The 13248-nt window shown below is 37.6% G+C and carries 11 protein-coding genes; 10 read left to right on the top strand and 1 reads right to left on the bottom strand.

Annotated elements, in window-relative coordinates; translation table 11 throughout:
• Positions 1–44: 44 nt before the first annotated feature.
• The 10 genes from IV87_RS02560 (at position 45) to pgmB (ending at position 12126) form a co-directional block, all read left to right on the top strand.
• Positions 45–1004, top strand: coding sequence for a LacI family DNA-binding transcriptional regulator (locus IV87_RS02560; RefSeq protein ID WP_057805343.1), 960 nt, complete (start codon positions 45–47; stop codon positions 1002–1004).
• A 146-nt stretch (positions 1005–1150) separates the two neighbouring features.
• Positions 1151–2812 (top strand): alpha-glucosidase, encoded by a 1662-nt coding sequence (locus IV87_RS02555; RefSeq protein ID WP_057805342.1) that lies wholly within the window; start codon positions 1151–1153, stop codon positions 2810–2812.
• A 14-nt stretch (positions 2813–2826) separates the two neighbouring features.
• Positions 2827–4125 (top strand): alpha-amylase family glycosyl hydrolase, encoded by a 1299-nt coding sequence (locus IV87_RS02550; RefSeq protein WP_057805341.1) that lies wholly within the window; start codon positions 2827–2829, stop codon positions 4123–4125.
• 144 nt (positions 4126–4269) lie between these two features.
• Positions 4270–5565 (top strand): ABC transporter substrate-binding protein, encoded by a 1296-nt coding sequence (locus tag IV87_RS02545; protein ID WP_057805340.1) that lies wholly within the window; start codon positions 4270–4272, stop codon positions 5563–5565.
• A 23-nt stretch (positions 5566–5588) separates the two neighbouring features.
• Complete coding sequence (locus IV87_RS02540) at positions 5589–6449, top strand: carbohydrate ABC transporter permease (protein ID WP_057805339.1); 861 nt, start codon at positions 5589–5591, stop codon at positions 6447–6449.
• Positions 6449–7261, top strand: coding sequence for a carbohydrate ABC transporter permease (locus IV87_RS02535; RefSeq protein WP_057805338.1), 813 nt, complete (start codon positions 6449–6451; stop codon positions 7259–7261). Before IV87_RS02540 ends, IV87_RS02535 begins: the two co-directional genes overlap by 1 nt.
• A 20-nt stretch (positions 7262–7281) precedes the next feature.
• A complete protein-coding gene (locus IV87_RS02530) occupies positions 7282–7938 on the top strand; it encodes a hypothetical protein (protein ID WP_057805337.1) in 657 nt (218 codons plus the stop codon).
• 92 nt (positions 7939–8030) lie between these two features.
• Complete coding sequence (locus IV87_RS02525; RefSeq protein WP_057805336.1) at positions 8031–9134, top strand: ABC transporter ATP-binding protein; 1104 nt, start codon at positions 8031–8033, stop codon at positions 9132–9134.
• A 69-nt stretch (positions 9135–9203) separates the two neighbouring features.
• Positions 9204–11465, top strand: coding sequence for a glycoside hydrolase family 65 protein (locus tag IV87_RS02520; protein WP_057805335.1), 2262 nt, complete (start codon positions 9204–9206; stop codon positions 11463–11465).
• Between the two features lies 1 nt (position 11466).
• Positions 11467–12126, top strand: coding sequence for a beta-phosphoglucomutase (gene pgmB, locus IV87_RS02515; RefSeq protein WP_057805334.1), 660 nt, complete (start codon positions 11467–11469; stop codon positions 12124–12126).
• Between the two features lie 84 nt (positions 12127–12210).
• On the opposite strand, the gene IV87_RS02510 is transcribed toward pgmB, so the two are convergent.
• Positions 12211–13218, bottom strand: coding sequence for an aldose epimerase family protein (locus IV87_RS02510; RefSeq protein WP_057805333.1), 1008 nt, complete (start codon positions 13216–13218; stop codon positions 12211–12213).
• Positions 13219–13248: the final 30 nt, after the last annotated feature.

Genomic DNA, 13248 nt, shown 5'->3' with positions numbered 1-13248 from the left:
ATGGAACTAATCGTAACAAAAAATCACTGAGGGGGAGATACCGAATGGCAACTTTAAATGATGTCGCAAAACTCGCAAATGTGTCGAAAATGACCGTTTCACGAGTGATTAATCATCCTGACAAAGTAACGGATGATTTAAAACAGTTAGTTTATCAAGCAATGCGTGAAGTAGATTATCATCCAAACGTTGCTGCTAAGGCACTGGTGAACAATAGTACGCGTATTATTAAGTTTTGTGTACTGGAAGATATTGATACGACTGAACCTTATTATATGAATCTGATGATTGGGATTGCGCGCTCACTGGATGCCCAACAGTATTCACTTCAGTTGGTAACGAGACGAAATTTTGATATTGGTAATTGTGATGGTTATGTGATCACTGGTATGCGAAAAAAAGATTTTGACTGGATTGGTGAATTAAAAAAACCGCTGGTTATTTTTGGAGAGAATCGGTTTGGTTTTGACTACGTGGATACAAATAATAAGGCCGGAACCTTCATGATTTCTAACTTAGCGTTACAGCGTGGGTACAAACGCCTGATCTTTATTGGTATGGATAGTCGTGAATCATTTGAATATTCTCGTGAAGCGGGCTACTTACAACTGTTACAGGAAAATCAAATGTTGGCCGAAATTCACCGTTTTGACAATCATAGCCATTTGTCACAACAGTTTGTTATTGATAATTGGGATAAGTTTGAACCCAATACTTGTTTTATCTGTGCTTCTGATCGCTTGGCACTGGGAGCAGAACGTGGTATTGAAAGTTGTGGTGGTTTAATTCCTAAAGATTATGGTGTGACTGGTTTTGATGGCGTATTTTTAAACCAGGTGGCGTTTCCCCAGATTACAACCGTCAAACAAGCCATTGTGGAAATGGGAATGGCCTGTGGGGACAAACTTTTGGACAAGATTGTCAATCATCTTGATACATCAGGATCATTAATGTTTGAACCTAAAATTAGTGTCGGTGGCACTATTCGAGACGATGTTAAATAATGTTATCGGTAACATGCACGATAAGCCTTGCAATCAGCGGGCTTATTTTTTATGCTTTCAATGAAAAGGTTTTCAAACCTAGTACGATTAGTTGAGATGAAAATCGAATTTTATAAAAGATAGCATGAATATGAGGAGGGGTTGCGATGAACAAATGGTATCAAAAAGCAATGATTTATCAAATATATCCTAAGAGTTTTAAGGATTCCAATAATGATGGCATCGGTGATATAAACGGAATTACGGAAAGTTTAGATTATGTACAACAGCTAGGAACTAACACACTTTGGTTGAATCCCATCTTTGTTTCTCCACAAATTGATAATGGCTATGATGTTTCCAATTACTTTGCCATTGATCCACTGCTGGGAACTATGGATGATTTCCAAAAGTTAGTTGAAGCAATTCATAAACGAAAAATGCATTTGGTTTTGGATTTGCCAATTAACGATACTTCTGATCAGCATCCCTGGTTTCAGGATGCGATAAAGAATAAGGATAGTATTTTTCGAGACTATTATATTTGGAGTGAAAATCAAGGTAACCGTCCGAATAACTGGGGTTCTTTCTTTGGTGGAAGTGTTTGGGAACCAGATCCGAATGGTGGATCGCAATATTACTGCCATATTTTTGATAAGAAGATGCCAGATTTGAATTGGAAAAATCCAGAAGTTCGTAAATCAATGGCTGACATTGCTAAGTTCTGGATTGATAAAGGCGTGGACGGTTTTAGACTAGATGCGTTTATCCATATTGCCAAGGCAAATTTTGGTCAAAATATTTTAAATCAGAAGGAAAAATTCCCAGTTGATTCTTCTTTTTATGCCAATTTACCAGAAGTAAAACTTTATCTAAAAGATTTCATTAAGTTGGTTAAAGGCTATAAAGACGATGTTTTCTTTCTTGGTGAGGCATCATCGGCAGACGCTTATCAGGCTGCAGAGTATACACGACCCGAGAGATTTGGTTGTGACATGGTTGTAACTTCAGACAACTACGGTGAAATGTATCCGATGACAGATTCAAAGATTCCGATGTTTTTTCAGCCACGCCAATTAAGTATCAAACGATTGAAAGAAACCTTTTCAGTTTGGGAAGCCGTGTTAGAAAAGATTAGTTTACCAGCTTTAACGTGGGGCAATCATGATATTAGTCGCGTTTTAGATCGACTACATATTGATTCTCAAGATAATGATTTACCAAAAGCGTTAGCCGTTTGTATGTATTTGCAACGAGGAATTCCGATTATTTACTATGGTGAAGAAATTGGGATGCGCAACTTGAAGTACAAGAAGTTACGTGATTTTCACGATCAACGTGCACTCGACTTAATTGATTTTATGCAATCAAAGGGCTATTCGGATGAAGAAATTTTAACGCTGTTAAATCAACAAGATGAGATGACTGCCCGTGGTCCATTTCAGTGGTCGGCAGATAAGTTTGTGGGCTTTTCTAATCATCATCCATGGAATTGGGCAACTCATAACGATGCTGCGGCAGACGAAGCTGTAAAAAATGATGGGAGTTTGTTTGCCTTTTATCGAGCTGTATTGAAGATTAAAACACAGCCTTTGTTCTCAGAAGGTCAATATTTATTATTGAAGACAGATGCAAAAATCTATGCATTTGAACGTGAATTGAATGGTAAAAAGGCATTTGTTATTGTGAATTTTGATCATAAAACTGTTAAATACCGTGTGCCAACAGTAAAGGTGGTTCACACTTTGCTGTCTAATAAGGCAAGTTCGTTAGTAGATAATGTGGTCACGATGGAACAGTCAGGCAGCATTGTGATTGAAGAAAAGTAGAGGAGAATAACAAGATGGCAGATGATACAAGTACTGATTTACGAAAGTTACAGATTTATAGTGTTTTTGTGAGAAATCATACGCAAGCAGGAACGCTAAAGGCGTTGGAAGCTGATTTACCAAGAATTAAAGCACTAGGAACTGATTTTATTTGGCTTTTACCGATCAACCCCGTGGGTGAAGTGGATCGCAAGGGCAAGTTGGGATCCCCGTATTCAATTAAGGACTATCGTAAAATTGATCCAGCACAGGGAACCTGGGATGATTTTATTCACTTGGCAGAACAGATTCACCGACAAGGGATGAAGCTGATGATTGACATTGTCTATAATCATACTTCCCGAGATTCAGTGTTATTAAAGCAACATCCAGAATACTTTTTACATGATGAACAGGGGAAACTGTTTAATAAAAACCCCGAATGGTCAGATGTTGCGGAGCTTGATTATTCTAATCATGATTTGTGGAATTATCAAATTGAAACTTTAAAACAGTATGCCAAAATTGTGGATGGTTTTCGTTGTGATGTTGCGCCTCAGGTTCCCTTACCATTTTGGTTAGAGGCACGTAAAGAAGTGGCTGAAGTTAAACCAAATATAGTTTGGCTTGCGGAATCGACAGGTGGCGATTATATCCGTGACATCCGTAGTAAGGGCTTTTGGATTTCTTCGGATGGTGAAATTTATCGAGCGTTTGACCTTGCTTATGATTACGATATTGATCAAGACTGGCATGAATATCTTGCTGGAAAGACTTCATTGAGTGAATACGTGAAAGTACTGAACCGACAGGATCTGACTTTTCCTGCTAACTATATTAAAATGCGTAATCTTGAAAACCATGATCATGAACGTGCGCATGAACTCTTTCCAAATTTAAATGATTTAATTAATTGGACTGCGTTTTCTGAATTTCAAAAGGGAGCTACATTAGTTTACGCTGGTCAAGAATTTGGTTTAAAGGAAACGCCATCGCTATTTGATGCAGATAAGTTAAATTGGCATACTTCTGTCGATTTATCAAAAATGATTAAACGAATGCATGAATTGAGTCAAGACGAAATTCAAGTGAACGGTAGTTGTCAATTAACGAGTTTCGAAAATGATATTGTCAAAGTCTCTTTTTCTAAAGGTAATTCAAAACGGATTGGGATATTTAGTTTAAAGAGTAATAATGGTCGAGTAAAAACAACCATTAAAGATGGTGAGTACATGAATCTGTTAAGTCACGAAACAGTAGATGTAACAAATGGTGTGATTCAAATTGCTGGCGAGCCAGTGATAATTGAAACGGGTAGTTTGCACAAAAAATAAGGACATTTGAAGGATGTTAGTTAAAAATAAAAGAAAAAGCTGTTAACGGTAACAGTCGGAAAGCGCTTGCATAACATTAATTAGCCTGCGTACAATGTGAAATGTAAGAACAAGTTAAAAAAATTTTACAGGGAGGTTCTTATCATGAGTCATAAGTTTTGGAAACATCTCGCGACGGTTACGATGGTAGCCGGAGCAGCTTTAACATTGGCTGCTTGTGGAAGTAGTTCCGCAAAGAAAAATGTTAAGATCACAATTTTGCAAGGAAAGGTTGAAAATAATAAGCAGTTTAAAACAATTGCTGCTCAATATGAAAAATCTCATCCTAATGTCAAAATCGAGGTTACCTCAATTGGTGGTGGTACTCAGTATGATCCAGTATTAAAGACTCGTATTTCATCTGGTAATGCACCAACAATCTTTAGTTTAGCTGGTCCAGCAGATGTTAAACAGTTCAAATCACATGAAGCCGATTTATCAAATACTAAGGCTGCAAAAGCAGCACAACCAGGAACATTGGATGCTGTAAAGACGGATGGTAAAACAGTTGGATTACCATTTAACGTTGAAGGTTATGGATTTGTCTACAATAAGAAAGTCTTTAGAGAAGCAGGAATTGATGCAACAAGTTTAACAACCTATGCTAAATTACAGGCCGCTGTTAAGAAGATCGATTCCATGAAGACTAAGTTAGGAATTAAGGGTGTCTTTGCTTTACCTGGTAAAGAAGCCTGGATTATGTCAGACCATTTAGCTAACTTGTATATTGGTCAAGATTTCAATGGTAATGCTTTAAAATTATATAACTCTAAGACAATGCCATTCACAAAGAATGCTGACATGAAACAAATGCTTGATTTGCAGAGTACATACTCCATCAAACCAGTAATGCAAATGGATTATTCAGCACAAGTTAACCAGTACTTCTCACAAGGTAAGACAGCTATGATTCAACAAGGTGACTGGATTTATCCAACTATCGAACAGATTGATAAGAAATTTGCTAAAAATGATGTTGGTATGATTCCAATTCCTGTTAAAGGTGAAGAAGGCAAATTACCAGTCGGAACATCATTGTACTGGGCTGTTAATAAGCAAAAATCTTCTGCAGAACAAACAGCTGCAAAGAACTTCTTGGATTGGTTATACACATCTAAAGCAGGTAAAAAAGATGTTGTAAACACATTACACTTTGTACCAGCTTATAAAGGTTATAGCAATTTCAAGATGCAAGATGCTTTGACACAAACTGTATTCAAGTATTCTAATGAAAATAAGACTATCGGCTGGGCATTCCCTGGATACACTGGTACTTCATGGGATCCAGATGTTGCACAACCAAACTTACAGAAGTATCTTTCAGGCAAACAAAGCTGGACTGCTACTGTAAAGAACATGAAAGATGGTTGGAAGAAACAACAAGCAAGTAGTTCGAATTAATAAATAAAAGAGGGTAATGTAACATGAAAAATCGTAGTCTTTCATTTTGGCTGTTTCTGACGCCAACCCTCGTTGCGTTAGCCTTGGTTGTCTTTATTCCGATGTTAGAAGGATTGTTTTATTCCTTTACTGATTGGGATGGATTGTCATTTACCAAAATGGTGGGATTTCAAAATTACATTACGTTGCTTCACGATAAGGCGTTTGTTAACGCCTTTTGGTTTACAGTTGCGTTTGTAATCGTCACCGTTATTGCACTTAACGTAATCGGGTTAGGTTTAGCACTTTTAGTTACACAGAAGTTTAAAGGGAGTAGTTTTTTAAGAACCGTATTCTTTATGCCGAACATGATTGGTGGATTAATCTTAGGATTTATTTGGCAATTTATTTTCACTCAAGGTTTTAGTGCTTTAGGTAGTGCACTTCATGCCGGGTGGCTGGAGAATTGGTTGACAACGGAAAATACCGGATTTTGGGGATTAGTTATTGTAACGGTATGGCAAATGAGTGGTTACATTATGATTATCTACATTGCTTATTTGCAAAATATTCCTCAAGAAATTATTGAGGCTGCAGAAATTGATGGTGCTTCTGCTTGGCAAAGATTTACCAAAATTACTTTTCCAATGATTGCACCAGCATTTACCGTTTGTATGTTCTTAACACTTTCAAATGGGTTTAAGATTTATGATCAAAACCTTTCGTTAACTGGTGGAGGACCTTACAATTCGACACAAATGTTAGCAATGGATATTGTGAATACAGCTTACAACTCTAGTAATTTTTCGTTAGCAGAGGCCAAGGCCATGATCTTCTTCATCATTGTGGCAGCAATTTCGTTAATCCAAGTCTTCTATAATCGTAAACGGGAGGTGGATTTGTAATGAGTAAGAAAAGTACACATTTGATTGCCATTTTTGGAGCTTTGATTGGATTATTATGGTTATTTCCATTCTATATGATTGTGACCAACTCTTTTAAGACACCTAAAGGTATTTTTGCTTCCGTACTAGCATTACCACATCCAGCTACCGGACATAACTACGTAAATTCATTTAAGGCTTTGGATTTTATCGGATCGTTAACTAATTCGCTTATCATTACCGTTTGCAGTGTGTTGCTAATTATTCTTTGTTCGTCGATGGCAGCTTATGCATTACAGCGTAATCACAGCAAATTAAGTAGTGGCTTGTTATTACTCTTTATTTCAGCAATGTTGATTCCGTTTCAGTCAGTTATGATTCCTTTAACTGCCAATTTCGGTGGTGTGCACATGTTAAACATGTGGGGACTTATGTTCATGTATTTGGGATTTGATTGTAGTTTATCCATATTCCTTTATCAAGGAACACTTTCAAGTATTCCATTTGCTATGGATGAAGCGGCTGAAATGGAAGGTGCTAGTCGATGGCAGATTTTCTATAAAGTTATTTTTCCAATGTTAAGTCCGATGACTGTGACGGTTGCAATTTTAAATATCATTGCAATCTGGAACGATTACCTATTACCTTCATTGGTATTACCACAGGCACAATATACAATTCCGCTGCAAATGTTTAATTTCTTTGGCGAGTATACCAAACAATGGCATTTAGCACTTGCTGGAATTACACTTTCAATTATTCCGGTAATTCTATTCTATCTTGCAGCACAGAAATGGATTATTAAAGGTGTTACTGATGGTGCCGTTAAATAAGTGAGGAGTTGGGATAACAAATGATTAATCTAAAAACTAAAGGTGGTCAAAAATTACTTGCAGCAGGCAATTGGGTCTGGTCACTTTTTACCATTAACTTCGCGTGGTTTTTAATTAATTTTTCCGTTATTCTGACGGCGATCATTTTGGGAAGTCTTGATTTTAACGTAACTTTTGTGGTGATTAATTTAATCTTAACTTTTATGTTAGCAATCTTTACGATTCCCAGTTTGATGGCAAGTTTTGCAACTGTTCAAGATTGGCAAATTAATGGGAATGCATCATATTTTAAAAAACAGTTTATAAATTGGATTGATATGCTAAAAAATTACAAACTTAATATTGGTTTTGCGTTTGTGTTTGGTATCCTGATCTTCTTGAATAAATGGTTCTTTGGTAATGTGTTTCCACATATGTTTATTTTAACAAGTACAGTGATTGTTATGGCGATATTAATTACCATGAGCTTTCAGGTTGGTACGAAATCTGAGCAAAGTTTTACGGAATTGTGTCTTGAATATCCAATGCGAATTTTAGGTGCAACTTTGATTTTTATCGCGTTATTGGTTTTAAATTTAGTTTTACAATTGGCATTCTTGATTGTAATTTGTAGTATTTCTCTTTCGGTTTATTTCACATATCGGATGTTTGGCGGAAGAGTGGAAAAGAATGATTGACTTTGGGATGTGAAGTTACCACATCTAGACTGATTCATAGAAGTATCTATGATTACTGAAAGTCAAAAAATTAAAATGAGGGGCGTTTCAGAATGGTACAAATTAATTTAGATCACATTTATAAACGCTATCAAGGCAATACTGACTATTCAGCTAGCGACATCAATTTAGCTATAAACGATGGTGAATTTATAGTCTTTGTTGGACCTTCCGGATGTGGTAAATCCACCACATTACGTATGATAGCAGGTTTGGAAGATATTACTAAGGGCGACTTTAAGATGGACGGTAAAGTGATGAACAAAGTCGCGCCTAAAGATCGTGATATTGCGATGGTTTTCCAAAACTATGCACTTTATCCACATATGTCAGTCTTTGATAACATGGCTTTTGGTTTGAATATTCGTAAAAATGATAAAGCCGATACGAAAAAAAGAGTTGATAATGCAGCCAAAATTTTAGGATTAACCGATTATCTTAAACGCAAACCAGCTGCACTTTCAGGTGGCCAACGACAGCGTGTTGCGTTAGGTCGAGCAATTGTGCGCGATGCCAAACTATTCTTGCTTGATGAACCTCTTTCAAACTTGGATGCTAAGTTGCGAGTTCAAATGAGAACCGAAATTGCACAATTACATCAACGATTAGGTAGAAACTTCATTTATGTTACGCATGATCAGGTAGAAGCTATGACCATGGCGGATCGAATTGTCATTATGAATGAAGGACGAATCCAACAAGTTGGGACGCCTGCACAATTATATAACGAGCCAGTTAACAAATTTGTTGCCGGATTTATGGGCTCACCTGCCATGAACTTCTTCGAGGTTAAAGTAGAAGACGGGTTTGCAGTTGGTAAAGAAGGGCTTAAAGTTGCTATTCCTGAAGGTCAACTCAAAGTATTACAAAGTAAAGGATACGTTGGCAAGAATTTAACATTGGGTATTCGTCCTGAAGATATTCATGCCGAAGAGGTTGCCTTACAAACATTTCCAGATGCAATTATTGATGCTACGGTTGAAGTCTCTGAATTGATGGGTTCTGAATCTATGCTATATTCACGCACAGGAACAACTGATTTCATTGCTAAAGTAAATTCGCGAGACTATCACGAACCAGGTGATACTCTAAAAATGGCATTTGAAATGACAAAAGCTCATTATTTTGATGATGAAACTGAAGAAACGATTATTTAGGTTGAATTATAAGAGGGATTGGGCGTAAGTCTTGCCTGATCCCTTTTTTATAGAGGAGGAGATTAAATCATGCTACGAACTTTTGAGATCGATCCGTGGAAGATTGTGACACACAAGCTGGATAAACAAAATAAGCGACTTCAGGAGTCCATGACCAGCATCGGTAATGGGTATATGGGAATGCGGGGAATGTTTGAAGAAGACTATTCTGCTGATACCCACTCAGGTATTTATATTGGTGGCGTTTGGTATCCTGATAAGACCGTTGTGGGTTGGTGGAAAAATGGTTATCCAAAATATTTTGGTAAGGTAATTAATGCAGTTAATTTTGATAAGGTTAATGTTTGGTTAAATGATAAGAAAGTTGATTTGGCTACCACAGCGATTGAAGACTTTGAATTATCACTGGACATGAAAAATGGTATTTTGACACGGAAATTTACAGTATCTGAACCAGATACGAAAGTGCGTTTTACTATTCAACGTTTTGTAAGCGTTGCCGAAAAAGAATTGTTTGATGTCAACTATCAAATTCAAAATTTGGGCGATCAGCCGGTTTTTGTAAAATTAGTGTCTGAAATTAATGCAGATGTTTTTAATGAAGATTCTAATTATGATGAAAAATTTTGGAATGTAAAAACAAAAGCACAAACACCAGATAGTGGCTATTTAATAGCAGAGACCAAGCCAAACAATTATGGCACACCTCAATTTACGGTTGGAATGGAAATGACACATAAGGCGGACCTCAAGGCACTTGAGGAACCCGTTGATGATCTCAAAGTAGCCAATACGTTTAGTGGTGCACTTGATACTCAACAGACTACTAACTTTGAAAAACGGGTGATCGTGGTAACTTCACGTGACTATGACGATGATGCAACCCTAAAAGCTGCTATGCAAAATCTCAGTCAACAAGTGACAACGGTTGCCTATCAAAAACTGGTGGCCGACCAAACTGATGGTTGGGCTAAACGATGGGAAAAGGCCGATGTTCAAGTGACAGGTGATGATGCTGCTCAACAAGGAATTCGGTTTAATCTGTTTCAACTGTTTTCCACTTTCTATGGTGAAGACAAGCGTCTAAATATTGGTCCCAAAGGATTTACAGGTGAAAAATACGGCGGTGCAACTTACTGGGATACTGAAGGATTTGCCATTCCACTGTATTTGTCGTTAGCAGATAAGAAGGTATCTGAAAATCTGTTAGAATATCGATACAACCAATTGGCAGGAGCTTTCCATAATGCACGTGAACAAGGGCTTAAGGGTGCCTTATATCCAATGGTGACGTTCAACGGTATCGAGAATCATAACGAATGGGAAATTACTTTTGAAGAAATTCATCGTAATGGGACCATTGCGTATGCCATTTATAATTACACCCGTTATACCGGCGATGAAACGTATCTCAAAACTAAAGGTATTGATGTTTTAACTGCAATTTCGCGTTTTTGGGCAGATCGCGTTCACTGGTCACAACGACAAGGTGTTTACATGATTCATGGTGTCACTGGACCTAATGAGTATGAAAACAATGTGAACAATAACTGGTACACCAATATGTTGGCGCAATGGACACTTAAATATACACTCGAAAGTTTGGATAAGGTAACACCAGAGAAGCTAGATGAACTGGCAGTGAGTGCAGAAGAGAAACAACATTGGCAAGAAATTATCGATAAGATGGATTTACCAGAAGACAAAAAACTTGGTATTTTTGTTCAGAATGATTGTTTCTTGGATAAAGATCTGAAGCCTGTTACGGCTATTCCTAAGGATCAACGACCAATTAATCAACACTGGTCATGGGATAAAATCTTACGTTCGCCTTATATTAAACAGGCTGATGTTTTACAGGGAATTTGGTACTTTATTGATCGTTTCCCAGAGGATGTGAAAAAGCGTAATTTTGATTTTTATGAACCTTTAACAGTTCATGAATCCAGTCTTTCAGCATCTGTCCATGCTATTTTGGCAGCGGATCTTCATTATGAAGACAAGGCTGTTGAAATGTACGAACGAACAGCACGTTTAGATTTGGACAATTACAATAATGATACGGTTGACGGATTGCATATCACGTCGATGACAGGCAGCTGGTTGGCAATTGTTCAAGGTTTCGCGGGTATGCGTGTTAAAGATGGTACGTTGTCATTTAAGCCGTTTGTGCCTAAAAAATGGACTTCTTATCAATTTCGCATTAATTTCCGTGATCGCTTGATTAAAATCGTGGTTGATAAACAAGGAACAAAAATTAGTTTATTAAAGGGCGCTCCCTTAACTGTTGAGCTGAACCATGAATCCTTAGAACTTAAGGGAGGCGACTAACATGCAAGGCGTTTTGTTTGACCTTGACGGTGTGATTACGGATACTGCTAAGTTCCACTTTAAAGCATGGAGTAGGTTAGCTAAAGAAAAGTTGAACGTCACATTACCAGCTAGTTTTGAAAGTGATTTAAAGGGTATCAGTCGACTTGATTCAATGAATCGAATTCTTAAATTTGCGAAATTAGAAAACAAGTATTCGGCTGATGAAATTGATGCGATGGCACAGTATAAAAATAAACTGTATTTGAACGAAATTAGTAAGTTAACTCAAAAAGATATTTTACCTGGTATTGAAAATTTATTGGATGAATTGGCCGTTAATAAAATCAAATTATCGGTTGCTTCAGCAAGTAAAAATGCCCCTTTTATACTAGAAAAATTAGGTTTGAAGGATCAGTTTGATGCTATTGCTGATCCGGCCAAGGTAGCTCATGGGAAACCAGCTCCAGACATCTTTATTGAGGCTGCTAACAAGATCCATGTTGACCCTGGTCAATGTGTGGGCATTGAGGATGCTAAAGCAGGAGTCGAAGCTATTAAGGCCGCTGGTGCTATTGCAGTTGGTGTGGGTAGTTCCACCGACTTAAGCGAAGCAGACACGGTAGTTGCAAATACTGGTGAACTTACTTATTCAGTTTTGGAACAAGCATTTAGAAAATAAAACAAAAAAATCCGCCATTGGCGGACTTTTTTGTTGTTCAACTAACCGTTTGAAGATTGAAAATACGAGCCTATATTTTGCCCTTTAGTTAAACGTATAGGAGTTCTGATAAATCATCGGACTATCAGGAGTAATTACAATATTATCAAAACCGGGATGATTTGGAGCATCCGGTAACATTTGTGGTTCAATGGCAAGCCCCAACTGCGAAGTCATTGTTCGTATGCCATCAACGAGAAAATCACCTTCAAACCCGGTTGTTGAAAATAGAATCAGGGAATTTGAATTGGTATGAATGGCTAGTTTTCTCCCAGACAAAGGGTCCTGTAAACGCAACTGTGGTTTTGAATCGGTTTGTGTGTTCAGTTTAAATGGGGTGTCTAAACCATTAGGTAACTTTGATAGCGCATCACCTAAGTTAGTTTTTTGACGAAAATCAAAGGGCGTTTCAGCAACGGAAAGCAACGTACCAGTTGGCACGTTAGCTGCATCAGTCTCGGCAATTTCATCAGCGTTAACTTGTAAGTCAGAGTCGTTGATTAAGCGCTGAGCATTACCTGATAAATTAAAGTAGATGTGAGTTGTCGGATTGAACAACGTGGGTGCCGAAGTGTTGCCAAAATAAGTAATGGTAAATTTATTGTTTTGATCCAGAACAAACATAGCCGAAATTGACAGTCGTCCTGGATAGCCGTTTTGCCCAGCTGGACTGATGTATTGTAAGACAGCGCCAATCTGACCATCTGTTTTAATTAATTTGATCAGGTTCCAGTGTGAATAACTAATGGAGGGATGATCACCGCCATGAATGTGATTTGTACCGCTATTTTGATCCAGTTGATGGCCGTTCCAACTGGCACCGCCTAGACGACCAGCAACGCGAGCTACCGTGGCCCCAAAATAATCATGGTGTTGCGCATAGTAATGTGAGTGCATGAACCCTAAGGTAATGTTAGCAACGTTACCATCTTTATCTGGGGTATTAATTGCAATCACCGTGGCACCAAAATCGCTGATAATAATTGAAACATCGTGATCATTAGTTAAAGTGAACCAGGTTGAGTGGTTATGAATTTGTTTAGTAATATCCATTAATAATTCCTCCATTTTAATCCTTACTTT

Origin of the sequence: Pediococcus ethanolidurans (assembly GCF_001437405.1) — a bacterium.
Classification (GTDB): Bacteria; Bacillota; Bacilli; order Lactobacillales; family Lactobacillaceae; genus Pediococcus; species Pediococcus ethanolidurans.
The sequence above is the reverse complement of the archived record's forward strand: the minus strand, read 5'-3'. Positions and strand labels throughout refer to the sequence as shown.

What these genes read in the sequence shown, in the direction of transcription:
- IV87_RS02510 (WP_057805333.1), bottom strand. Translation starts at nt 13,218, where the DNA reads ATGGATATTACTAAACAAATTCATAACCACTCAACCTGGTTCACTTTA.
- IV87_RS02540 (WP_057805339.1), top strand. Translation starts at nt 5,589, where the DNA reads ATGAAAAATCGTAGTCTTTCATTTTGGCTGTTTCTGACGCCAACCCTC.
- IV87_RS02520 (WP_057805335.1), top strand. Translation starts at nt 9,204, where the DNA reads ATGCTACGAACTTTTGAGATCGATCCGTGGAAGATTGTGACACACAAG.
- IV87_RS02550 (WP_057805341.1), top strand. Translation starts at nt 2,827, where the DNA reads ATGGCAGATGATACAAGTACTGATTTACGAAAGTTACAGATTTATAGT.
- IV87_RS02555 (WP_057805342.1), top strand. Translation starts at nt 1,151, where the DNA reads ATGAACAAATGGTATCAAAAAGCAATGATTTATCAAATATATCCTAAG.
- IV87_RS02545 (WP_057805340.1), top strand. Translation starts at nt 4,270, where the DNA reads ATGAGTCATAAGTTTTGGAAACATCTCGCGACGGTTACGATGGTAGCC.
- IV87_RS02525 (WP_057805336.1), top strand. Translation starts at nt 8,031, where the DNA reads ATGGTACAAATTAATTTAGATCACATTTATAAACGCTATCAAGGCAAT.
- IV87_RS02535 (WP_057805338.1), top strand. Translation starts at nt 6,449, where the DNA reads ATGAGTAAGAAAAGTACACATTTGATTGCCATTTTTGGAGCTTTGATT.
- IV87_RS02560 (WP_057805343.1), top strand. Translation starts at nt 45, where the DNA reads ATGGCAACTTTAAATGATGTCGCAAAACTCGCAAATGTGTCGAAAATG.
- pgmB (WP_057805334.1), top strand. Translation starts at nt 11,467, where the DNA reads ATGCAAGGCGTTTTGTTTGACCTTGACGGTGTGATTACGGATACTGCT.
- IV87_RS02530 (WP_057805337.1), top strand. Translation starts at nt 7,282, where the DNA reads ATGATTAATCTAAAAACTAAAGGTGGTCAAAAATTACTTGCAGCAGGC.